Origin of the sequence: Burkholderia sp. A2, assembly GCF_001729305.1 — a bacterium.
In the GTDB taxonomy this organism is placed as follows: domain Bacteria; phylum Pseudomonadota; class Gammaproteobacteria; order Burkholderiales; family Burkholderiaceae; genus Burkholderia; species Burkholderia sola.
In genome coordinates this window covers 231,648-253,907 of sequence record NZ_LZXX01000105.1, presented here as the reverse complement: position 1 = coordinate 253,907, position 22,260 = coordinate 231,648, and the positions used below count along the sequence as shown (strand labels likewise).

At 67.0% G+C, this 22,260-nt stretch carries 18 protein-coding genes; 6 read left to right on the top strand and 12 right to left on the bottom strand.

Annotated features, from left to right (window positions below; translation table 11 throughout):
- Window positions 1-16: 16 nt before the first annotated feature.
- Both ccrA and A9Z05_RS21645 read right to left on the bottom strand, forming a co-directional pair.
- The gene (gene ccrA / locus A9Z05_RS21650; protein ID WP_141723455.1) at window positions 17-1,294 is read right to left on the bottom strand and encodes a crotonyl-CoA carboxylase/reductase; all 1,278 of its coding nucleotides are present in this window, start codon (window positions 1,292-1,294) and stop codon (window positions 17-19) included.
- Window positions 1,295-1,341: 47 nt separating this feature from the next.
- Window positions 1,342-2,145 (bottom strand): SDR family NAD(P)-dependent oxidoreductase, encoded by an 804-nt coding sequence (locus tag A9Z05_RS21645; protein ID WP_256122062.1) that lies wholly within the window; start codon window positions 2,143-2,145, stop codon window positions 1,342-1,344.
- 209 nt (window positions 2,146-2,354) lie between these two features.
- Here A9Z05_RS21645 and A9Z05_RS21640 point away from each other — a divergent pair, with 209 nt between their 5' ends.
- Entirely contained in the window at window positions 2,355-3,428 is a 1,074-nt protein-coding gene (locus tag A9Z05_RS21640; RefSeq protein ID WP_069619862.1) for a carboxymuconolactone decarboxylase family protein, read from the top strand.
- 58 nt (window positions 3,429-3,486) lie between these two features.
- Window positions 3,487-3,957: a MaoC family dehydratase gene (locus tag A9Z05_RS21635; protein WP_069619861.1), complete on the top strand. Its 471-nt coding sequence runs from the start codon at window positions 3,487-3,489 to the stop codon at window positions 3,955-3,957.
- 52 nt (window positions 3,958-4,009) lie between these two features.
- Here the strand turns inward: A9Z05_RS21635 and A9Z05_RS21630 are convergent, their stop codons facing one another.
- From A9Z05_RS21630 to A9Z05_RS21615, 4 genes are all read right to left on the bottom strand, one after another.
- A complete protein-coding gene (locus tag A9Z05_RS21630; RefSeq protein WP_371090907.1) occupies window positions 4,010-5,467 on the bottom strand; it encodes an amino acid racemase in 1,458 nt (485 codons plus the stop codon).
- Complete coding sequence (locus A9Z05_RS21625) at window positions 5,464-6,738, bottom strand: dicarboxylate/amino acid:cation symporter (RefSeq protein ID WP_069619860.1); 1,275 nt, start codon at window positions 6,736-6,738, stop codon at window positions 5,464-5,466. The genes A9Z05_RS21630 and A9Z05_RS21625 overlap by 4 nt, the downstream gene beginning before the upstream one ends.
- 185 nt (window positions 6,739-6,923) lie before the next feature.
- Window positions 6,924-7,838 (bottom strand): LysR substrate-binding domain-containing protein, encoded by a 915-nt coding sequence (locus A9Z05_RS21620; RefSeq protein WP_069619859.1) that lies wholly within the window; start codon window positions 7,836-7,838, stop codon window positions 6,924-6,926.
- 171 nt (window positions 7,839-8,009) lie between these two features.
- Window positions 8,010-8,225, bottom strand: a complete 216-nt coding sequence (locus A9Z05_RS21615; protein ID WP_069619858.1) for a DUF3820 family protein — start codon at window positions 8,223-8,225, stop codon at window positions 8,010-8,012.
- Window positions 8,226-8,427: 202 nt separating this feature from the next.
- On the opposite strand from A9Z05_RS21615, the gene A9Z05_RS21610 reads away from it, so the two are divergent.
- Window positions 8,428-8,616: a hypothetical protein gene (locus A9Z05_RS21610; protein ID WP_059583815.1), complete on the top strand. Its 189-nt coding sequence runs from the start codon at window positions 8,428-8,430 to the stop codon at window positions 8,614-8,616.
- A gap of 203 nt (window positions 8,617-8,819) precedes the next feature.
- On the opposite strand, the gene A9Z05_RS21605 is transcribed toward A9Z05_RS21610, so the two are convergent.
- Both A9Z05_RS21605 and A9Z05_RS21600 read right to left on the bottom strand, forming a co-directional pair.
- Window positions 8,820-9,482 (bottom strand): OmpA family protein, encoded by a 663-nt coding sequence (locus A9Z05_RS21605; protein WP_069620106.1) that lies wholly within the window; start codon window positions 9,480-9,482, stop codon window positions 8,820-8,822.
- A gap of 125 nt (window positions 9,483-9,607) precedes the next feature.
- A complete protein-coding gene (locus tag A9Z05_RS21600) occupies window positions 9,608-13,552 on the bottom strand; it encodes a YadA-like family protein (protein ID WP_069619857.1) in 3,945 nt (1,314 codons plus the stop codon).
- Between the two features lie 138 nt (window positions 13,553-13,690).
- On the opposite strand from A9Z05_RS21600, the gene A9Z05_RS21595 reads away from it, so the two are divergent.
- The 3 genes from A9Z05_RS21595 (at window position 13,691) to A9Z05_RS21585 (ending at window position 18,201) form a co-directional block, all read left to right on the top strand.
- Complete coding sequence (locus A9Z05_RS21595; RefSeq protein WP_256122061.1) at window positions 13,691-14,023, top strand: hypothetical protein; 333 nt, start codon at window positions 13,691-13,693, stop codon at window positions 14,021-14,023.
- Between the two features lie 1,000 nt (window positions 14,024-15,023).
- Complete coding sequence (locus A9Z05_RS21590) at window positions 15,024-15,857, top strand: response regulator (RefSeq protein ID WP_069619856.1); 834 nt, start codon at window positions 15,024-15,026, stop codon at window positions 15,855-15,857.
- A complete protein-coding gene (locus tag A9Z05_RS21585) occupies window positions 15,850-18,201 on the top strand; it encodes a sensor histidine kinase (RefSeq protein ID WP_069619855.1) in 2,352 nt (783 codons plus the stop codon). Before A9Z05_RS21590 ends, A9Z05_RS21585 begins: the two co-directional genes overlap by 8 nt.
- Before the next feature lie 49 nt (window positions 18,202-18,250).
- Here A9Z05_RS21585 and A9Z05_RS21580 read toward each other — a convergent pair whose 3' ends face one another.
- Genes A9Z05_RS21580 through A9Z05_RS21565 form a run of 4 tightly spaced genes read right to left on the bottom strand, consistent with a single transcriptional unit; the run spans window position 18,251 to window position 22,211 of the window.
- The gene (locus A9Z05_RS21580; protein WP_256122060.1) at window positions 18,251-18,541 is read right to left on the bottom strand and encodes a hypothetical protein; all 291 of its coding nucleotides are present in this window, start codon (window positions 18,539-18,541) and stop codon (window positions 18,251-18,253) included.
- A 30-nt stretch (window positions 18,542-18,571) separates the two neighbouring features.
- Window positions 18,572-19,660, bottom strand: a complete 1,089-nt coding sequence (gene yjfF / locus A9Z05_RS21575) for a galactofuranose ABC transporter, permease protein YjfF (RefSeq protein WP_069619854.1) — start codon at window positions 19,658-19,660, stop codon at window positions 18,572-18,574.
- Window positions 19,657-20,700 (bottom strand): ABC transporter permease, encoded by a 1,044-nt coding sequence (locus A9Z05_RS21570; RefSeq protein ID WP_069619853.1) that lies wholly within the window; start codon window positions 20,698-20,700, stop codon window positions 19,657-19,659. The genes yjfF and A9Z05_RS21570 overlap by 4 nt, the downstream gene beginning before the upstream one ends.
- A complete protein-coding gene (locus A9Z05_RS21565; protein WP_069619852.1) occupies window positions 20,697-22,211 on the bottom strand; it encodes a sugar ABC transporter ATP-binding protein in 1,515 nt (504 codons plus the stop codon). Before A9Z05_RS21565 ends, A9Z05_RS21570 begins: the two co-directional genes overlap by 4 nt.
- Window positions 22,212-22,260: the final 49 nt, after the last annotated feature.

Sequence of the window (22,260 nt, the reverse complement as noted above, 5' to 3'; positions counted from 1 at the left end):
GAAGAATGCTTCGTGGCTAGTGGCGACGCGCGGCGTCGAGATCGTCGCGACTGCTCGCCTGGACCAGCACCGCCATGTTGCCCGGCAAGTGCTCGTTCGAGCGGATCTTCGCGTGCGCGTCCGGCAGGCGGTTCCACGGGAACACTTCCGACAGGCACGGATCGATCTTGCCGCCCATCACGAGCCGGTTCGCTTGCGCCGCTTCCTTGAGGCTCGCGAAGTGACTGCCCTGGATGCGTTTTTGCCGCATCCATACGTAGCGTGCATCGCAGGTCAGGTCGTAGCCGCTCGTCGCCGCACAGAAGACGACCATGCCCCCGCGCTTCACGACGTAGCACGACGGCGCGAAGGTGTTGCGGCCGGGGTGTTCGAACACCATGTCGACGTCGCGCTTTTCGCCGAGCGCGTCCCAGATCGCCTTGCCGAACTTCTTCACGCCGTCGACATAGGTGGCGTACGCGTCTTTTTCATCGACGGAGGGCGGCGCGCCCCAGCACGAGAAGTTCGAGCGGTTGATCACGCCGACCGCGCCGAGCCGCTTGACGAATTCCGCCTTCGAATCGTCGGAGACCACCGCGACGGGGCGCGCACCGGCCAGCGCCGCGAGCTGGATCGCCATCGTGCCCAATCCGCCTGCCGCGCCCCACACGAGCACCGACTGACCCGGCGACAGCACGTGCGGCTTGTGTCCGAACAGCATCCGGTATGCGGTGGCGAGCGTGAGCGTGTAGCACGCGCTCGCGGCCCACGTGAGATGCTTCGGGCGCGGCATCAGCTGCGTGGACTGGACGCGCGCGAATTGCGCGAACGAGCCATGGGAGGTCTCGTAACCCCAGATGCGCTGCGACGGCGACAGCATCGGGTCCCCGCCGTTGCATTCCTCGTCGTCGCCGTCGACCTGCGAGCAATGCGCGACCACCTCGTCGCCGACCTTCCACTTCTTCACGTTCGACCCGACGGCCCAGACGATGCCCGCGGCATCCGACCCGGTGACGTGATACGGATCGTCGTGCAGGTCGAGCACCGAGAACGGCTGACCGAGCGCTGCCCACACGCCGTTGTAGTTGACACCCGCCGCCATCACGAGGATCAGCACGTCGTTGGGGCCGACCGTCGGCACGTCGACGATTTCCTTCGTGAACGCGCGCTGGGGCTCGCCATGATTCTCGCGGCGAATCGTCCATGCATGCATTTTCACTGGCACGACGCCGAGCGGAATCGGGCTGCCGATCTCGAACAATTCAGCCTGGTCACGTCTCGTTTCGACCGCCATATCCAATACTTTGGCATCCATATTGATATCCCCAAAAGATTCGATTCGATTGAGATGTCGCTCGCAGGTCAGGCCGCGGCCATTCCGCCATCCACGGAGAGCGCAGTGCCCGTCATGAACGAGGACTCTTCGCTCGCGAGGAACAGGACCGCCTTCGCAATCTCGTCTTCGGTCCCCAGGCGGCCTACCGGATGAAATGCCTTGATCTGATCGGTCATGCCGGTCTCGCCGAGAAACTTCTCGACCATCGCCGTCGCGACGAATGCGGGGCAAATCGCATTGACGCGGATATTCTGCTTCGCATATTCGAGCGCAGCCGCCTTCGTCAGGCCGAGAATGCCGGCCTTCGACGCGTGATACGCGCAGCCGCCGAATGCCGATGCCACTATTCCGTAAGTGGACGACATATTGACGATCGCGCCGCCGCCTGTTTTCAGCATTTCCGGAATTTCGTATTTCATCGACAGGAACATCCCTTTCAGGTTGATGTCCACGACGAAATCCCAGCTCGCCTCGTCGGTATCGGCCACCGGCTTGCCGAACGACTCGACGCCGGCATTATTGAAGGCGATATCCAGCCGGCCGAATTCGCTTACCGTTCGCGCGACCGCATTTGCGCAATCGTCGGCGCGGGAGACATCGGTTTTCACGAACATCGCGTTGCGGCCCGAGGCGCGAATTGCCTCGACGACGGCCAGCCCCTCGTCGGTACGACGCGATGCGATCGCGATATGCGCGCCTTCCGCCGCAAACCGCAACGCGGTGACGCGACCGATGCCCGAACTCCCGCCGGTCACGAGGACGACCTTATCTTGAAATCTCGACACTGCACTCTCCCGGTTGCGTTGATATGACGGATTCCTGATAGCCATCCGTTGATCCATTCCACCCGTCTGAATCCAATTGCCATCTCGTAGTCGGGACGATTCTAGACGGCGAAAACCGGGCGAAGATGAAAGTTCATAAAAGTTCAAATTTGATTTTCTAGCGGGCGAATATCATCCGGAACGTCAGTGGCTTCAGCGTTCAACCGATTGAGTCAACCATGCACGCGAACACGATATCCAGACATGAACTCGGCATGTCCGTCATCCATGCCATTGGCGTCGAAGGCTTCAGCGGCCTCAGCGCCGCGCTCGATCGCCTGGATCCGGATTTCGGGCGACTGCTCGTCGAGGGCGCTTATGCGGACATCATTGCCCGCCCCAATCTGTCGCTGAAAAACCGCGAACTGGTGACCGTCGCGGCGCTGACCACGATGGGCAATGCCGATTCCGCACTCAGATACCACGCGGGCGGCATGTTGAACACGGGCTGGACGCCCGAGGCGCTGTTCGAAACGGTCTTGCTGACGCTGGACTACGCAGGGGTGCCGGTGGCTATGGCCGGCATGCTCCACGTCGCGGCGTTGCTGCGGGAGCGTGGCGTCGGCGCCGACCACGTGGCCGATCTCGTTGAAGGGTACGATTGCGCGCTCGCCTACCTGCTGCAGCGTCGGCAGCGGCCATTCGATGCGCTGACGCCCAAGGAGCGCGGACTCGCGACGCTCGCGATCGTCATCGCACTCGAAAATCGGCACGACGCGGTCCGCCAGCAGTTGAGGGTCTGTCTCGATGTCGGCTGGACGCGCAGTGAACTGACCGAGGTATTGATTCAACTCACCGGCTATATCGGCTGGCCGCTGGTGCTGCCCGTGTCGCGCATTGCGCTCGCCGTGTTCGATGCGGCGGACGGCTGCCCCGGTTCGGCGCAGGCGAACGCAGTCACCGCACCGGAAGCGCCGGAAGCGTCCGAACGCCGCATCGACGCGCCCGGCGCATACACCGATATGTCGCGCGAACTCTCTCGTTGCCTCGACGAGCTTCAGGCGTCGACGTCGCAGCCGGCTTCGATCGAAAACACGAAGGCACGACACCTGACGGCCATCGCCTGCCTGACTTGCGTCGCCCGCAATGCCGACGTCGACGCACTTGCGGCTCATATGCGCGGGGCGCTGTCGCTCGGCGCATCGCAGCGCGAAATCATCGATGCCATCGTCGGCGCATTGCCGCACGCCGGTGTGCTCGCCGCGCAATGGGCGCTTGACTCGGCAAATCGATTGTTCGCGTCGCCGGATGTGCGCACGGCGCCGCAACAGGAAAGCGCAGCGGCATAGCGAACGACGACGCTCGCCCCTCCAACACGACGTGGTACGAACGATACGGGAACAGACGATGAACGACGAAGGCGGATACGATCTCGAGGATCTCATCCCGGGCATGAGTGCGCGCTTCCTGAAAACACTGTCCGAGCGCGACGTGTTCCTCTTTGCAAGCGCGTCGGGCGACAAGAATCCGGTGCACCTCGACGACGCCTATGCGAAGCAGACACGATTCGGCGGCCGCATTGCCCACGGCATGCTGTCCGCCTCGGTGATATCGGCGGCCATTGCGACGCACCTTCCCGGCCCGGGTTCGATCTACCTGTCGCAGGATCTGCAATTCCGGCGCCCGGTGAAGCTCGGCGAAACGGTTTGCGCGACCGTGACGGTCAAGGAGATTCTCGCGAGCCGGCGGCGGGTCGTGCTGGAAACCTGTTGCGAAGTCAACGGTCTCGTCGTGGTGGAAGGCACGGCGGTCGTCATGCCGACGAACATCGCGGAGCGACGGAAAGACGCGGCGAACGTACAGGGTCAGGAAGTTTGACGGCCTGGCGTGGCCGGCACCGCGTCAACGCCCACGTCGGGCCGGAATCCGTTCAGCCGCCGCCCGCCGCATAGGCAATGCACGACCGTGCGAGCACGTCGGTCGGGTCGACGAGCGTCGCGCGTTCGCCATTTCGCGCGACGTATTCGCCGCCCGGCAGCAGGATCGGCAGCTCGGTGCAGCCGAGCACGATCACGCGCACGCCGTCGGCGATCAGCGCGTCGACCGCCGCGCCGATATCCTCCTTGCACCGCCCGGTCGTGAAGCCGGCCTTCACACCGTGCTTGCCGTAGATCGCCTCCATCACGCGCGCCTGCAACGCGGCCGTCGGCGCGACTTGCAGGAGCCCTTGCAATTCGAGTGCCTTTTGATAGACGCCGCTAGCGATCGTGCCGAACGTCGCCAGCACGCCGACCTCGCGCAGCGCCGGCCACGTATCGCGCAAGTGCGCGACCGTCACGGTCAGCATGTTGACGATCGGAATTCCAAGGTGCGGCTGAATCCGTTCGACGAACGCGTGCGCGGTGTTGCACGGAATCGCGATGACGTCCGCCCCGCCTTCCTCGAGCCGCTTGCAGGTGGCGTACAGCGAGATCGTCGGGTCCGCGCCGGCGCCCACCAGGTTCTCCGTTCGATCGGGAATCTGCGGATTCTGTTCGACCAGCAGCTTGACATGGTCCTGATCGCGCGACGCCGGCGTGTTGCGCACGATCTTGTCCAGAAAATCGACCGTCGCGGCCGGGCCGACGCCGCCGACCACGCCGAGCTTGAACGCCGCCGCACGCAAAGCCGGCTGTTCGGTCAGCGCGTACTGCGCATAGGCCTGGTTCGAATCCACCAGCGGTACACGCCGCGGACGGATTGCATCGGCGACCAGCGCGATCTCGGTCAGGCCGGGGACGATCACGTGCACACGCTGATCGATCAGGTCGTCGCACGCGCGGCGCAACCACTCGACCGGACGCCCCCGAAGATTGCCGCGCTGGATGCCGTCGGCGCCGTAGATGGCTTCGGTCACGAGGTCGATCCCGTCGTGCGGCCGCGGATAGACGACTTCGAACCGCGGCGACGGAAAATACGCATCGAAGAGCCGCTTGTCCCGCACGTAGTCGGAAGCCAGCACGCCGATACGCGTCGCGTCCGGGTGCGTGCGCCGCACATGACTGCGAACGGCTTCGACGATATCCACGATCGGCAGGCAAGTATTCGCCTTCAGCTCGTCGATGAACGTGTGGCTCAGGAAGCACGGCAGCACGACCGTCGTCACGCCGCGCTTCTCGAGCTGCCGGATCATGTCGAACACGTACAGCTTGCGCTCGGCGGTCGCGGCACTCCCCTCCCCCGAGCCGTCGAACGGGTGTTGCTCGAAGATCACTTCGGGGTGCGCGTCGTCCGACGACGCAGGCGTCGCCTTCACCATCTTGAAGAACACGTCGGCACTGCCCAGCGGCCCGAGGCCGCCGACCACGCCGAAAGTCCGCCGCGCGGTCACGTTGTCCGTGCGCATCATGCATTCAGCTCCGGCCGGTCGAACACGGCGTCCCGCGGCTTCGCGGCGCGCCGGCTTTCCCATTTCGCGATCACCGCCGTCGCCACGCTGTTGCCGATCACGTTCGTCATCGTGCGGCCCATGTCGAGGATCTGGTCGATCGCAAGCACCAGCGCGACGCCGGCCACCGGCAGATGGAACATCGGCGCGACCGCCGCGACCACGACCACCGACCCGCGCGGCACGCTGGCCATTCCCTTGCTGCTCAACATCAGCACCAGCAGCATGAACACCTGCTCCGACAACGGCATGTGCACACCGAACGCCTGCGCGATGAAGAGCGCGGCAAACGCCTGATACATCATCGAGCCGTCGAGGTTGAACGCATAACCGAGCGGCAACGTGAAGCCCACCACCTTCTTGTCGACGCCGAACTGCTCGAGCTGCTCGGTCAGCCGCGGATACGCGGCCTCGCTGCTCGCGGTCGAGAACGCGATCAGCGCGGGTTCGCGTACGGCCTTCAGCAGGCTTCCGATACGTCGTCCGAGAAACAGGTAGCCGACGCCGATCAGGATCGCCCAGAGGACGAGCAACCCGAGATAGAACGCGCCGATCAGCTTGCCGTACGTATAGATCACGTCGAGCCCGCGCAGCGTGACCGACGACGCGATCGCGCCGAACACGCCGAGCGGCGCCGCGCGCATCACGTAGTTCGTCAGGCGCAGCATCACCGGCACCATCCCGTCGATCGACCGGATCACGACGCTCACGCGCTCGTCGTGCTTCAGCGCGCTCAACGCGATGCCGAGAAACGCCGAGAACACCAGGATCTGCAGGATGTCGTTGCGCGCCATTGCGTCGAGCAGGCTGGTCGGGAACGCGTGCGTGATCACGTCCCGTGCGTTCAGCGCGGCGGTGTTCAGTCCGGCGCCGGCCTCGCCGGCAGTGGCCGTGAGGTTCAGGCCGGCGCCCGGCTGCAGCGCATTCGCCATCGCGAAGCCGAGACTCAACGAAATCAGCGACGCGCAGACGAACCACCCGATCGAGCGCAGGCCGATGCGCCCGACGTCGCCGCCGCTGTCCATGCCGGCCAGCCCGGATACGAGCGTCACGAACACCAGCGGCGCGATGATCATCTTGATCAGCCGCAGGAATATGTCGGTGACGATCGAGAAATAGCCGGCGACCGCTTTGAGCGGGGCCGGGTCCGCGATAGTCGCGTGGCACGCATAACCGGCGACGACACCTGCGATCATGCCGACTGCGATGCTCAAGGTAAGGCGATTTTTCATGTCCGTTCGTCCGTGGGTGGCGCCCGGCCGCCGGAAGGCGGACGAGCGTGGCGAAGAAGGCCGCGCGACGCGTGTCATGCGTCACATTTGCCGTTGGAACGAATGGTAGGGAGGACCGAAAAAAACGTGATGCCGGAGCAACATGGCGGTATGCGAGCCCCGCATAACGCGGGAAAACCCCCGGCTCAGCCGAGCCGGGAAGGCGCCGCGCGCAGGTGCTGCCACAGCGTGTCGAGAAATTCGCTGCGGTTCGACACGTCGCGATACACGCGCAGTTCGATTTCCAGGTTCCACGCCGCCGGCCCGGCCGGCACGAGTTCGCCGGACGCCAGTTCGGCGCCGATCGCGCTGCGGGGCAGCCATGCGACGCCCTCGCCTTCCATCACGAGTTTCTTCAGCACTTCGGCCATGTCGGACTCGTAGTGCAGTTGCAATGCCGGCGCGTCCGATGCGCGGCCGAGCAGCAGCGCGAGGCAGCGCCCGAAGTAGCTGGTCTCCGTATACGAAATCAGCGGCAGCGGATGCTGCTTCGTACCGGGCAGGCGGAATGCAGGCGCGGACCGACGGTTCGGCCGGCACGCCGGCATCAACGTGTCGAGCCCGACGGTCAGGTGCGCGTACTTCGCGGGATCGAGATGAAGCGGCAATTCAGGATGGTGGTACGCAAACATCAGCTCGCAGTTGCCGTTGACGAGCATCAGGATCGAATCGTGGACATTGGTCGGAATGACGCGCGCCCGCACCTCGCCGAAATGCGGCGCGAGCGCCTTGAGCCAGCCGGGCAGGAAACTCAGTGCGATCGTGTGGCCCGCGGCGATCTGCAGGCTCTTGCCGGCGATCCGCTGCTCGGTGCGGATGATCGCGCGGGTGTCGAATAGGCGGCTGAGCACGTCCTCCGCCGTCTCGCGAAACAGGCGGCCGGCCGGCGTCAGCACCGGCGGAAAGCTGCTGCGATCGATCAGCTCCGCGCCGATCCATTGTTCGAGCGACTGGATGCGGCGGCTGAAGCCCGATTGCGTGACGTTGCGAAATTCAGCGGCCCGGGAAAAGCTTTGATATTGAGCGAGGGCGAGGAAGTCCTCGATCCATTTGATTTCCATGCTGGCCCTCGAGATGCGCGGAAGGAGTCGGGGTGCGCGCGGCACTCAACCGACGAACGCACACATTGTATGTGCTCGTCGCGGCCGTCCACGCTCCGAAGCCTGCTCCCGCCGACGGGGCATGCAGTGCGGCGAGGTCGACAAGCGCCTGTCGCGGCGCGTGACGCCGCGCTAAGCCGGTTTGCGCAGCGGCTCCAGCAGGTGCCGCAAGCCGTTATGGTCGATCTCGTGCATGAGCGCGAGCTGTCGGCCGAGTTCCCCGCGCGGGAATCCTTCGCGCGCCAGCCAGTTGAGGTAGGGGCCGGGCAAGTCGGCAATGAGTCGGCCCTTGTATTTTCCGAAGGGCATCGTGACGGCGACAAGGCATTCAAGATCAGGGGTGCGCATGCGCGCATTGTGCACGGCTTTTCGCTCCCGCGCGCATCGCGGCCCCGCTCCGTGCCCGCCGCTCCACGGCTGCGAATCCGGCCCTTCACGGCCGGCCGAATCGGCAAACCGGCCCCGATTGACGGCCGGATTCGCATCAACTGCCGACTTCGTTGCTGCCTGCTAGACTGAAACTTCCCCCTGCAAAACGATGGAGGGAACCATGATGTCCATCTACGTCGTGAAGACCGGCGAGCAGTTCCTGTGCACCGCCGAGGACGGCGATATCGGCATGGCGCCGGCAATCGAAGACGCCGCATCCTTTGGTTCGTATGACGAAGCGGAAAAAGCCGCGAGCGCGCATGCCGACCCGGGGTACGAGATCGTGGCCGTCTGCATGATCAGGCACTGAACGCCGATCCCCGGCCCGGTACGGAAGGCGATCCGCGTGCGGGACGCCAGTCGTCGTGCGACGGCGGCGCTCCTGTGACGGGCACCGCATGCGCACGCCGCGACGCGCCTTTCCCGCCGCGCTCGTCTGTGTCGAGCATCCTTGCCGCAAGCGAGCCGTCCGGCTTCGACGGCCGCGCTTGGCGGCAACTGGGTCGCAGCGTCCTACTTCTGCAGCGAAATCTCCACGCGACGATTGCGCGCGCGCCCTTCGGCGGTATCGTTCGACGCCGCCGGACTGGCTTCGCCGTGACCGGCCGCGGCGAACGCATCCGCTTTCAGCCCGTGATCGCGCAAATACCCGGCGACGGCATCCGCCCGGCGCTTCGACAGCGCCTGGTTGTGCGCGTCCGAACCGGTCGCGTCGGTATAGCCGTCCACTTCCACGCGCGAGAAATGCCGGTCGCCCTGCCGGTTCAACAGCGCGTCGAGCGCGGCGGTGGCCGCGGACGTCAGCACGGCCGAGTCGGTCGCGAAATATGCGTCGCCGGTCAGGCTCACCTTCTCGGCCGGCGCGGGCGCCGGTGCAACGGCCGCGGCGGCCGGCGCGGGCGCCGCACCGCACTGGAACACGATCGAATGCGGATCGGCGCCGTCGCGGTACGGCGTGGTGGTGTCGACCAGGCGCACGGCCTCGTTGCCGCACATGCGCGTCGCGACCTTCATGCACGTCTTCGCGGTCGACAGGATGCCGTGGCAGTCGACCTGGAACGTCCGGATACCGTTTCGCGACTGCAGTTCGTACGCGTTGTACGTCGGCCCCGACGCACTCGAACAGCCCGCGAGGGCAACGACGGACGCCAGCAGGGCAAGATGGATGTTTTTCACTTGATGACTCCGAGAATGCGATGGGCGCAGCGTGCGCGGCGCGATGACGCGGCCGCACGCGCGTGCGTTTGCGTTCGGCGCGGCCCGCTCCGGCAACCCGTGCCGGAACGAACCGCTGCCCGCGATCACTTCCACTGATACAGCATGCCCGCGCCGACGACGCGCTGGCTGCCGGCGAAACCGCCGTTCACCGTCGCCTTCAGGTTCTCCGTGATGCGCGCCTGCACGCCGACCGCCATGGCCTTCTGGCCCTGGAACGTCGCCGTGCCGACCCCCATCGCGAAGTTCGAATCGCGGTCCATGTGCGGAATCGATGCCAGGGCGGCGGTCGCGGCGATCCCCTCGCGGGCCATCGAATCGGTCTGCTGAATCTGCTGCTGCATCTGCGTGAGCTGGTTGTTGACCGTGTTCAGCGACTGCGTGAACTGGTTCGATACCGCGTTGAGCTGGTTCACGTTCACCGCGTCGGTGCCCTGCGTGCCGGCCGCGACGTTCACGACCTGCCGCGGCGAATCCCCCGAGCCGACCGCGACGACGTTCGAGCGGCCGCCGTCGTTGCTGCCCGCGCCGAGCGCCGTCGAGTTGTTGCCCGATGCGGTCGACCCCACGCCGATCGCGGTCGAGCCGTTGCCGGACGCCGTCGAACTATTGCCGACCGCCGTGCTGTTCGAGCCCGACGCGACCGCCCCCGAGCCGCCCGCCGACGAATTCGAACCGCTCGCCCCCGGCGGCACGTTGCCGCCGGGCGGGTTCGTCGTGTACTGCCCGCCAAGGTTGGTCGTGCGCTGGTCGATCAGCGTCGTCAGCTGGTTCGCGACCGAATCGAGCTGCGAGACGTTCACCGCGTCCGTGCCGTTCCTGCCGGCGGCCAGCCCGGTGATCTGCCGGTTGCCGACGTTCATTTCGCCGGCCGACGACTGCGGGCTGCTCAGCCCGTACGCGACGTAGTTCGTCAGCGCGCCGACCGTGGTCAGCGAACCGGCGCCGAGCGCGACGCTGTTCGCGAACGTCGCCGAGGCCCCTGCGCCGAGCGCGAGCGCGTCGGTCGCGCTGCCGCGCGCCCCCGAGCCGAGCGCGACGCTGCCCACGCTGACCGCCACCGCATTCGCCCCCTGTGCGACCGACTGCGCGCCGGTCGCCGTCGCGCCGCTGCCCAGCGCGATCGCATCGGCCTGCGCGGAACTCGCCGCCTGCCCGATCGCGATGCCGCCCGGCGCGGTCTGGTCGACGATCGCGCCATTGCCGATGCCCACGCCGTTGTCGCCGTTGACGACCGTCGTCGGTCCGACCGCGACCGATTCCGCGCCGACCGCGAGCGAATCGCCCGCCGTCGAATTCGCGTGGAAGTACTTCTGGCCCGTGACCGCGAACGACTGCAGCGCGCCGGTCAGCTGCCGCACCGTCACCGCATCCTGCTGGCCGGTGCCGTCGGCGACGTTGGTGATCTGGCGATACGTCCGGTTCGTCGCATCGCCGACCGAAACCGCGCCGAGCAGCGTCTGGTCGGTCGTGTCGAACGGGATCGACGCACTGCCGTTGCGGATGATGCCGGACGCGGGCGCCGTCGCGCGGTCGGCCACCGAGCCGGAGCCGAGCGCGATGCTGCCGTCCACCCGCGAGATCGCGTTCGGGCCGATCGCGACGCTGTCCAGGCCGCGCGCCTGGCTGTCCGGCGCGGTCGAGTTCGCGTGGAAGTACTTGATGCCGTTCGCGTTGATGTTGTCGATCGCGGAGCCGACGTTGTTGTTGATCGTGGTCGAGCCGTCGCTGTTGTACGTCACGTACGACGGCGCGGAGATGGTGCCGGTGGTCGGATCGTAGGTGGCGCCGCCGCCGATCGCGCCGGCCGTGCTGTTGCCGAGGTTCGTGTTGTTGTTCGTGATCGAGCTCAGGCCGGTCGACAATGAACTGATGCCGGTCGACGTGGCGGTGGACAGCGAGGTCAGGTTGCTGTTGGTCGAACTCAGGCCGGTGGACAGCGAGCCGACGACTGTCGACGTCGACGTGGACAGCGACGTGATCGTGCTGTTGGTCGAGCTCAAGCCGGTGGACAGCGAACCGACGACCGTCGACGTCGACGTGGACAGCGACGTCAGGTTGCTGTTGGTCGAACTCAAACCGGTGGACAACGAACCGACGACCGTCGACGTCGACGTGGACAGCGACGTCAGGTTGCTGTTGGTCGAGCTCAGGCCGGTGGACAGCGAACCGACGGCCGTCGAGGTCGACGTGGACAGCGACGTGATCGTGCTGTTGGTCGAACTCAAACCGGTGGACAACGAACCGATGCCGGTCGACGTAGACGTGGACAACGACGTGATGCTCGACGCCGTCGACGTCGACAGCGAATCGAGCGCCGTGTTCGTCGCGGCGAGTTGCGAACCGTTGATCGCGTCCGTGCTCGCCGAACTGATCCGCCCGGCCGCGACGTTGGTGATCTGGCGCTCGCTGCCCGCTTTCCCGACGCTGACGACGCTGGTCGGGTTGATGCCGTTGAAAGTGTACGTGGCGCCGCCGATGACCGCGCTCGCCGTCGGATTCGGCGCGGCCGTCGTCGATCCCGAGCCGAGCGCGACATCGTTTGCGTTGTTGGCCACGGCAGACGCACCGAACGCGACCGCCCCCGCCGCCGCTGCCGTCGACGTATTGCCGAGCGCCAGCGAACCCGTGCCCTGCGCATTGTTGGTATTGCCGATCGCCACCGCGCCGTCGCCGTTCGCGGTGTTGTTCGACCCCATCGTGACCGCGCCGGTACCGATCGCGGTGCTCGGATCGCCGATCGCGACCGCGCCGTCGCCGCTCACCGTCTGGCCGAAGCCGAGCGCGACGGCGCCGACGCCGCCCAGCACCTTCGAGCCGTAGCCGCCCGCGACCGAACCCGCACCCGCTGCCGCGGCAACCGAGTTGGAATCGCCGATCGCCACGGTCGAACTCGCCGCCGCGACGCTGTTGATGCCGACCGCCGTCGCATTCGTGGCCGACGCGGTCGCGCCGGGCCCCAGCGCGCTGGCGGACACGCCGGTCGCGAGCGACAGATTGCCGAGCGCGGTCGCGAACTGCTGCGTCGCGGTCGACTGCACGCCCATCGCGATCGAACTGACGCCCGACGCGTTGGCGTTCAGGCCGAATGCCAGCGCATTGTCCGCGCCGGCCGACGTGTTCGAGCCCATCGCGATCGAGCTCGTGCCGAGCGACTGCGTGCCCGACCCCGGCACGCCGGCGGTGCCGCCCCAGCCGATCGCGATCGACGCGGTGCCCTTCGCGCCGCTGTTGACGCCCATCGCGACGCCGGAATTACCGGTCGTCAGTGCCCCGCTGCCGACGGCCACGCCGGCCGCGCCCGTACTCGTCGCCTGGTTCCCGACCGCGACCGCGCCGGTGTCGGTCGCATGCGCCGCATAGCCGAGCGCCACGCTCTGCGCGCCGGCCGCGCTCGCGCCGAGACCCAGCGCTGCAGCGTACTGGCCGGATGCCAACGCGTTGTTGCCGAGCCCGACGGCGGAAACGCCGGTCGCCGCCGCACCGCTGCCCATCGCGACCGAGCCGCTTTGGGTCGCGCTCGACAGGTTGCCGATCGCGACCGAGTAGGCGCCGGAACCGATCGCCTGCACGCCGAGCGCTGAACTGTTGACGCCGGTCGCCTGCGAGTTGATGCCGACGGACGTCGAACCATCGCCCATCGCATGCGCGCCCGGGCCCAGCGCGGTGGCCGACAACCCCTGCGCTGTCGACAGGTTGCCCAGCGCAGTGGAATTCTCTTGCGCGGCAGTCGAACCGAGGCCGATCGAGATCGCCGTCGTGCCGCCCGACGCGGTACCGCCATCCGGCGCGTACTGCGCATGTGCACTCGCATGGAACAACCCGAGGCAAGCGGTCGCCGTCAGCACGGCCAGTCTCAGTACCGAAGGCGCCGACGGCATGCCCTCGTGCGTTGCGGCTTCTCCGTGCGCGGTGCATTCCGACGCACGCCTCGACGACGCCACGCGCTTGCCGCGCGCCCGGTCAAGCTCCGAAGCCGCAACCCAGGCTCCCAATGCTTCGTTCCAGATCGACTTGAACGACTTGTTCATCTTGTATTCCCTCGGTTCTGTGCTGGATGACGCAACAGCGAACGCGGCGTCAGGCGACGCGCGGACCTTCTCCGCTTTCGCCTGTCTCGCGGCGCCTCGCCTCTCACTTCGCATTACTAATAAAAACTACGAACAGCGTTGCCCGACACGCTCGACTCACGTCGCGAGTGCACGACCGATCGCCGCGCATGCCCGTTCGGCACGATGCGCAACAGCAATCGCCGTTTATCGATTCATGGAAGTCGACATCGCCTGCCCGGCGGCGACACGACGCACGACGCGTCGCGAATCCGCACGCGCGCACCGTCGCACCCGCCGAAGGGCGACTTCGAATTTCACTGGAAAAGCGTCGTTCGGACGCTGGACGAACGGACGCCGGCCCGCACCACGGGCGGCCCGTCATGTTTCATTCAGGCGGCGAAAGGCGCCACGCCGTCCCCGGGTCTGAAGCATGCGCCGCCGGATCGCTGACGCTGACAGCCGGCGCCGGGTCTATCGACCCGATGCCCTGACCCGCCATGCTTGTCGTATTCATATTTTTCGTATCCGCCTGATTCGATAGCGCGCCACGCGCGACCTCCGGATCGATCCATCCGCCCGGCGGCCCACGCGAAGTCACTCACCCCTTTCCGTCCGGCGGGTGTCCGGCTTTTCCGGATCTCCGGAAAAAACCGGCCGCTCACCGAACGACCCCGGCATCGAATTAATCGATCGAATTTTCGTGACGATTTCTTCTCGCCCGATGCCTCACACCCAGACCCATCCCGTCATTTCTCGACTCATCTTGTTTATCTGTGAATTTCGCGGATGATGACGTTTTCATTACCCTCGTGCCTGTTATCGTTTTGTAATCGACCGCACAGCCCCTTGAAATACCATCAATCGATGTGACATTGAATATTGGCTACCCATGAAGCGACGGCGACAGCAATTTTCATGGCGCCCGGACACATCCAGAAAACCGATTCCAGCCGCTCTGGAGCTAGTGTGCCGATATTCGTCCAAACAAACCTTTTCCGCAGCGGAAAAATCCTTTTCCGGAGCGGACGGCTTTTACATTCATACACATCAAAATGAAAAATCCGATTTTTCGGAAAGACGAATACCAGCCCGTATTCGGTCAGAACTCGATATACCGACAAGGAATCGGTGGATTAGATTTACAGCATCACCATCGAATTCGACATTATTTGCACGAATTCATCATTCGGGCCATTTCCATTCCATCCGTCATTTAACCGGAAATAAAGACCGGAATTTTATAAATCGATTCGGCACATTTTTCCGACTCATTTTCCCGACGAACGGACGACACCGCCGCGCCCCCGCGACGCCGCTGCGACAAGCCCCCACGCGCCGCACGGAATCCTCACTATCGACGCGGCTGTCGACATATAATTTTTTGCAATAATCGTACAGATTGCGATGCCTCCGACCTGACACGCCACTCCTTTCCAACGCGTTCGCAACCATGTCATCCCGCCTGTCCAGTTCGGCGTCGCCACGCACCACGCCGGATCTCGCCGGCGCCCATATTCTGATCGTCGACGACCGCCCGAACGACCTGCGGCTCCTGACCGAAATCCTGCGCACCGCGCAGTGCCGGATCAGCGTCGCGTTCGACGGGCTGCAGGCCTACCACCGCGCGCAGGCCATCGCGCCCGACCTGATCCTGATGGACGTCCGCATGCCGCGCATGGACGGTTTCGCCGCGAGCCGGCTGCTGGCGTCGACGCCGTCGACGCAATCCATTCCGGTGATCATCCTGACGGCCGCGGGCGATCTCGAGGATCGCATCGCGGGGCTCGAAACGGGTGCGATCGACTACATCATCAAGCCGTTCGAGCCGGCGGAAGTCATCGCGCGCATCCGCAATCACCTGAAGCGGGTGCGGCGCAGCCAGCCGTTCGCGCACCTGCCCGAACTGCCCGACAACCCCGACGCGGCGCTCGTGCGCGCGGCGAGCGACGTGCTGCTGCGCGACCTGCGCCATCCACCGGCCCTCGAGGATCTCGCGAAGCAGGTCGGCACGCACGAAAAGCGGCTGTCGCGCGTGTTCCGCGATCATCTCGGCCAGACCGTATTCGAGTACCTGCGCGACACGCGGCTGCGCGCCGCGATGCACTTCCTGTCGGAAACGTCGATGGGGATCGGCGACATCGCCGAGGAAATCGGCTTCTCCACCCCCGGCAATTTCGCGACGGCGTTTCGCGAACGCTTCGGCATCACGCCGTCCGACTGGCGACGCCAGCGCCACGCGGTCGACGCGCCGGCCGCGCCGGGCGGGCGCCACGGCGATGCGTAGGCGCTACCCGGCATGGGCGGCGGGAGACCGTGCGTTTCGCGCGTTGCTCCTGCTTCTGGCGGCGCTGGCCGCGACGTGCGCGACGGCGCGTGCCGCTACCGCGCCGAATCCCGCGCCACTCGAAGCCGTATCGGTTTTCGAAGACGCCGGCAAGACACTGTCGGCCGACGCGGTCGCCGCCCGGCTCGCCGACCCGGCCCGCCACGCGGCCGCTGCCGCCCCTCCCGTGTTCAACGTGTCGTTTTCGCGCTCGGCCTGGTGGGTTCGCGCGACGCTGGTCAACCGCGACAGCGAGACACGCCCGCTGGTGCTCGCGATTCGCGACGCGCGCGTCGACCGCGCCGACTTCTACGTCGACCGGCACGGCCAATGGACGCTCGAGCGCAGCTTCCCGACCGACCGCGGCGACGCGCTCGATGCGCCGTCGCGCTACCCGACTCTCGACGCCACGCTGCGCGCGGGCGAACAACTCCCTGTGCTGATCCGCATCACGTCGCGCAAGGAAATGCGGCTTGCGCCGGCCGCGTTCACCCGCGACGCGTGGATCGCGCAGGAACTGCATGCGTCGATGTGGAACTTCGGGTTCTTCGGTGGGCTGCTCGCCCTCGTCTGGTGTGCGCTGCTGATCGGTTTTTTCTCGCGCAGCGGCGTGTTCCACGTGCTGGCCGCGCTGACCCTGAACACCGCGCTGTTCGAAGCGGCGTACCGCGGCTATCTCGCGATGCTCCTGTCGCCCGGCGCGCGCGAGTGGTCGACGCGCGGCGAAACGATCTTCGTGTACCTGTCCGTCGCGTGCTTCATCGCCTTCATCCTGATGGTCTCGCATCGCGAGAAGGCGAACATCCCGATGCGCGCGGTGTACGTGGTGTTTCTCGCGCTCGAATGCGCGGGGATAACCGGCGCGGCGTTCGGCGATCTGGCGACCTTCGCCCGGTTCTGCCTGTGGCTGAACACCGTGCTCGCGCTCGTCAACATCAGCCTCGCGCTGATGCTCGTGATCCGGCGCACCCCGACGGCCCGCGTGATGCTGATCGCGGTCGGGTTCGCGACGTTCAACATGCTGATCCGCATACTCGACGGCCGGGATGCGTTGCCGTCCGTGCTGTCATGGATCCACTCGGACGTCTTTCCGAACCCCGTCATCGCGATCATCGGGCTGGCGACGCACCTGCTGGTGCTGGCCGCGTGGATCCACCACGTGGGCCGGCAGCGCACCGAGGCACGCAAGCGGCTCGAACACTGGCAGCTCACCGAGCAGGACCGGCTGCGCGACGAGGTCGCGCGGCGCACGGTGGCGCTCAACGAAGCGTTGCAGCAGTCGAAGACGCACATGCAGCAGAAGATCGAGACGCTCGGCTATGTCAGCCACGACCTGCGCGCGCCGCTGTCGACGATCAACGGCTATGCGAAGCTGCTGCTGCAAGGCGCGACGCGCGGGCAGGCGCGGTTGATCCGGTCGATCGACCGCAGCATCCGCTACCAGCTCGCGCTGATCGACGAATTGCTCGCGTTCACGAAGGCCGAACTCCAGCCGCTCGGCGTCGCGCCCGATCGCACCGACCTGCCCGGGCTGCTGGACGACATCGGCCACTACGCGGCCGCGCTGTGCGAGCAGCAGCACAACCGGTTCGTCTATCGGCCGGTCACGGCGCTGCCGCGCACGGTGCTGATCGACGGCATTCGCCTGCAACAGGTATTGCTGAACCTGCTGTCGAACGCATCGAAATTCACGCGCGACGGCACGGTCGCGCTGTCGGTTCACGCGTCGCGCGAAGGCGACGCATGGCGCCTGCTGTTCGAGGTCGCCGATACGGGCATCGGCATCGACATCGCCGCGACCGATGACATCTTCCGCGCGTACCAGCAGGTGCAGGCGGTGAACGGCGGCACCGGGCTCGGCCTGTTCATCGCGCAGCGCATCGTCGCCGCGATGGGCGGCAAGCTGGCCGTCGCGAGCCAGCCGGGCGTCGGTACGACGTTCTCGTTCGCCGTCGTCGCGCCGGCCCTCGGCCATGCGCTCGCGCCGGCGTCGGGGCTCGTCAGGCGGTTCGATCCCGCCGTCGAAGCGGAACCGGCCAGCGCCGCGCCCGCGATGCGCTGCCCGCCCGCCGACGCGCTCGCCGAATTGATCGCGCTTGCCGGCGAGGGCCGGCTGACCGATATCGAGGAATGGCTCGGCCAGTATGCCGACGAGCCGGACCATGCGCCGTTCGCGCAGGAAGTGCGCGCGCACCTCGATGCGCTGGACTTGCATGCGATCGAAAAACTGGCCGGCTCGCTGAAACGCACGCGCGTCGCGGATACGTCGTTCGACACCGAGGCGGACACGACCGGGCCGGCCTGACGGCGCGGACGCGGGCGGGCGGCATGCGACCGGCATGCGGCCGCGCGCATCATTCCACCGCGGTTCCCTCACGCTGCCGATCGGCCCGCTCGACCACGCGGGCCAGCCGAATGATGTCGGTCAAGCCGAATTCGCCGGCATCCGGGCGCGGGCGGCCATGCTCGTCGGCCACGCGCATCGCGAACGCCAGCGCTTCCGAGCGCTCGCGCAGCAGCACCCGCAGCGCGTCGGCCACGATCCGGCAATCGCGCGCGTCGCCCAGGTCGAGCAGCGGCCGACGGCCATGCTCGACGGCCAGCGCATCGGCCATGCCCGTTGTCAGATCATCGCGCTTCATCATGTTCTCCTCGCGCAAGGGGGGTCGGTCGAACTACGACCGCCGCATCGTCGATACCAGCGCGATGTCCTCTTCGGGCGGCGCCGGCCGCGCGGCGGCGGCGGCCTGCGTCGGCCGCCGCGCACCGAGCCCGGTGCCGCCGGTGCGGCGCCGCGTCGCGTGCCGCTCGATGACCCGCTGCAGCACGCAGAACACGCACAGCAGCGCGCCGATCACGATCCGCGTCCACCACGAACTCAGCGTGCCGTCGAACGTGATCAGCACCTGGATCGTGCCAAGGATGCCGACGCCGAACACCGAGCCGATCACGTAACCCACGCCGCCCGTGAGCAGCGTGCCGCCGATCACGGTCGCGGCGATCGCGTCGAGCTCCATCCCCTGCGCCTGCAGCCCGTAGCCCGACAGCACGTACAGCGTGAACACCACGCCGCCGAGCGCCGAACAGAAGCCGCTCAGCGCATAGACGCCGATCTTCGTGCGCGCGACCGGCAAGCCCATCAGCAGCGCCGAGCGTTCGTTGCCGCCGACCGCATACACGTTGCGGCCGAAGCGCGTGAAATGCGCGACGTAGATCGCGACGGCCAGCGTCGCGAGCGCGATCAGCGCACCGGCGCTCAGCATGCCGCCGCCTAGCGGCACGCTGATGCCCGCGATCGCATGGAACGCCGGCGCGTTGATCGTGATCGACTGCGTCGTGATCAGGAAGCACGCGCCGCGCGCGAGAAACATCCCGGCGAGCGTGACGATGAACGGCTGCAGCCGGAAGTAGTGGATCAGCGCGCCCATCGCCGCGCCGTACAGCGCACCGAACGCGAGCACCAGCGGCACGATCACCCACACGGGCCAGTGCAGCCGTTCGGCGCCGACCGCGCAGAAGATCGTTGTCAGCGCAACGACCGAGCCGACCGACAGGTCGATGCCGCCCGACACGATCACGAACGTCATCCCGATCGCGACGATCAGCAGGAACGCGTTGTCGACGAGCAGCCCGGTCAGCACCTGCATCGAGAAAAAGCCCGTGTACATCACGGACCCAAAACCGAACAGCGCGGCGAACAGCACGATCGTCACGACGATCGGCAGCGTGCGCGGATCGGCGAGGCGGCCAAGAAAACGGGTCATCGCGGCGTCGCTCCGGTGGTGGTGGCGCGCGATCGCGCGGAAGGCAGCAGCCGCGACGCATGCCGCACGAGCAGCGCGCGCGCCGCGTCCGACTGGATCAGCGTCACGACGATCACGACGACCGCCTTGACGACGAGCGTCGCCTCCGGCGGCACGCCGATCGAATAGGTCGTGTAGGTGAGCGTCTGGATGATCAGCGCGCCGAGCACCGAGCCGGCGAGGCTGAAGCGGCCGCCGAGCAGCGACGTGCCGCCGAGCGTGACGGCGAGGATCGCGTCGAGTTCGAGCAGCAGGCCCGCGTTGTTGCCGTCGGCGCTGCGCACGTTCGAGCTCGCGAGAATGCCCGCGAGCGCGGACATCACGCCCGAGCACAGATACACGCCGAACACGATCGCGCCCGAGCGCAGCCCGACGAGCCGCGTCGCGACCGGGTTCACGCCGATCGCGCGAATGAACAGCCCGAGCGCCGTGCGGTTCACCAGCAGCGCGATCGCGCCGATCGTCGCAAGCGCGATCCACACCGCGCACGGCACGGTCGCGAGATAGCCGCCGCCAAGGGCGAGGTAGCCGGGCGCGCCGATCGGGATGATCTGGCCGCCCGTCAACAGTTGCGCGATGCCGCGCCCGGCCACCATCAGGATCAGCGTCGCGATGATCGGCTGCATTCCGACGAAGGCGACGAGCAGCCCGTTCCACGCGCCGGCCAGCAGGCCGACGCCGAGCGCGGCGGCCAGCGCCGTGCCGACTTGCGACGGGTCCGCCTCGAGCACGGTCGCGGCCGCCGCGCCGGCGATCGCGACGATCGCGCCGACCGAGATGTCGATCCCGCGCGTCGCGATCACGAGGGTCATGCCGAGCGACACGATCACGAGCGGCGCCGCGCGGTTCAGGATGTCGATCGGCGCGCCGAACAGATGGCCGTCGAGCAGCGCGATCGACAGGAAGCCCGGACGATGCGCGACGTCCAGCGCGAACAGCAGCGCGAGCGTCAGCACCGGCCACGCGAGCGAATGACGAAACAGCGTGCGTAGCCACGTCATGACTGGCCTCCCGCGATCAACCGGTAAACCTGCTCCTCCGACGCATCGGCGCCGCTCAGTTCCGCGACCTTGCGGCGGTCGCGCAGCACCGCGATCCGGTGGCTCACGCGCACGACCTCGCCGATCTCCGACGAGATGAACAGGATCGCGAGCCCCTGCGCGCACAGCGCGAGCACGCGCTCCATGATGTCGAACTTCGCGGCGACGTCGATGCCGCGCGTCGGCTCGTCGAGAATCAGCAGCTTCGGGTCCGTCGCGAGCCAGCGCGCGAGCAGCACCTTCTGCTGGTTGCCGCCCGACAGCAGCCCGATCGGCTGCTCCGCGTCGCGCGCCTTGATGCCGAGCCGGGCGATATACGTGTCGGCGATCTCGCGCTGGCGCGCCCGACCGATCAGCCGCCACCAGCCGCGCCGCGCCTGCAGCGCGAGCACGATGTTCTCGCGGATCGACAGCGCCGCGACGATGCCTTCCTTCTTGCGGTCCTCCGGGCAGTAGGCGATGCCGTTGCGCACCGCGTCGTGCGGCGACGCGAGCCGCTTGCGCGCGCCGTCGATCTCGATCGCGCCGGTATCGGGGCGCGCGGCGGCGAACGCCAGTTGCGCGGTTTCGGTGCGGCCCGAGCCGAGCAGCCCGGCCAGCCCGACGATCTCGCCGGGGCGCACGTCGAGATCGAGCGCGCTCATCATCCCGCGCCGGCCGACCTGCTGCATCGACAGGAACGGCGCATCGGCCGCGGCGGTGCGCTCGACCGCGGCGGCGCCGGCCTGCAACGTGTCGGACATGCGCTCGCGGCCGGTCATCTTCGCGACCAGCACGTCGACCGGCAGGTCGCGCGCGAGGTACTCGCCTTCGCGCTCGCCGTTGCGCATCACGGTGATCCGGTCGGACACCGCATAGGTCTGCTCGAGAAAATGCGTGACGAACAGGATCGCGATGCCCGACGCCTTCAGCCGGCGCAGCACGTCGAACAGCCGCGCGACTTCGCCGTCGTCGAGGCTCGACGTCGGCTCGTCGAGAATCAGCACGCGCGCGTCGACCGACACCGCACGCGCGATCGCGACCATCTGCTGCACCGCGATCGGATACGAGTCGAGCGAACGCGTGACGTCGAGCGCCAGGTCGAGTTCGGCGAGCGCGTCGCGCGCCCGTGCGTGGATCGTCTTCCAGTCGATCGCGCCGCGCCGCATCGGCTGCCGGCCCGCGAAGATGTTCTCCGCGACCGACAGGTTCGCGCACAGGTTCACTTCCTGGTAGAGCGTCTGGATCCCGGCCGCCTCGGCCTCGCGCGGCGCGGCGAAATTCACCGGCGCGCCGCCGACGCGAATCTCGCCCGCATCGTGCGCATGCACGCCGGTGAGCACGTTGATCAGCGTCGACTTGCCCGCGCCGTTCTGGCCCATCAGCGCGTGGATCTCGCCCGGAAACAGCCGGAAGTCCACGCGCTGCAGCGCGCTGACGCCCGGAAACGACTTGTCGATGCCGATCATCTCGACCACCGGCGGACTCTGCATGCATCCTCCCTCGAAGCGTCGCCGGGCGGTGGCCGCGAGGCCGCCGCCC

Bases quoted from the DNA above. Each gene is read 5' to 3' on its own strand.
- ccrA (WP_141723455.1), bottom strand. From the start codon at position 1,294: ATGGATGCCAAAGTATTGGATATGGCGGTCGAAACGAGACGTGACCAG.
- A9Z05_RS21645 (WP_256122062.1), bottom strand. From the start codon at position 2,145: ATGGCTATCAGGAATCCGTCATATCAACGCAACCGGGAGAGTGCAGTG.
- A9Z05_RS21640 (WP_069619862.1), top strand. From the start codon at position 2,355: ATGTCCGTCATCCATGCCATTGGCGTCGAAGGCTTCAGCGGCCTCAGC.
- A9Z05_RS21635 (WP_069619861.1), top strand. From the start codon at position 3,487: ATGAACGACGAAGGCGGATACGATCTCGAGGATCTCATCCCGGGCATG.
- A9Z05_RS21630 (WP_371090907.1), bottom strand. From the start codon at position 5,467: ATGATGCGCACGGACAACGTGACCGCGCGGCGGACTTTCGGCGTGGTC.
- A9Z05_RS21625 (WP_069619860.1), bottom strand. From the start codon at position 6,738: ATGAAAAATCGCCTTACCTTGAGCATCGCAGTCGGCATGATCGCAGGT.
- A9Z05_RS21620 (WP_069619859.1), bottom strand. From the start codon at position 7,838: ATGGAAATCAAATGGATCGAGGACTTCCTCGCCCTCGCTCAATATCAA.
- A9Z05_RS21615 (WP_069619858.1), bottom strand. From the start codon at position 8,225: ATGCGCACCCCTGATCTTGAATGCCTTGTCGCCGTCACGATGCCCTTC.
- A9Z05_RS21610 (WP_059583815.1), top strand. From the start codon at position 8,428: ATGATGTCCATCTACGTCGTGAAGACCGGCGAGCAGTTCCTGTGCACC.
- A9Z05_RS21600 (WP_069619857.1), bottom strand. From the start codon at position 13,552: ATGAACAAGTCGTTCAAGTCGATCTGGAACGAAGCATTGGGAGCCTGG.
- A9Z05_RS21590 (WP_069619856.1), top strand. From the start codon at position 15,024: ATGTCATCCCGCCTGTCCAGTTCGGCGTCGCCACGCACCACGCCGGAT.
- A9Z05_RS21585 (WP_069619855.1), top strand. From the start codon at position 15,850: ATGCGTAGGCGCTACCCGGCATGGGCGGCGGGAGACCGTGCGTTTCGC.
- A9Z05_RS21580 (WP_256122060.1), bottom strand. From the start codon at position 18,541: ATGATGAAGCGCGATGATCTGACAACGGGCATGGCCGATGCGCTGGCC.
- yjfF (WP_069619854.1), bottom strand. From the start codon at position 19,660: ATGACCCGTTTTCTTGGCCGCCTCGCCGATCCGCGCACGCTGCCGATC.
- A9Z05_RS21570 (WP_069619853.1), bottom strand. From the start codon at position 20,700: ATGACGTGGCTACGCACGCTGTTTCGTCATTCGCTCGCGTGGCCGGTG.
- A9Z05_RS21565 (WP_069619852.1), bottom strand. From the start codon at position 22,211: ATGCAGAGTCCGCCGGTGGTCGAGATGATCGGCATCGACAAGTCGTTT.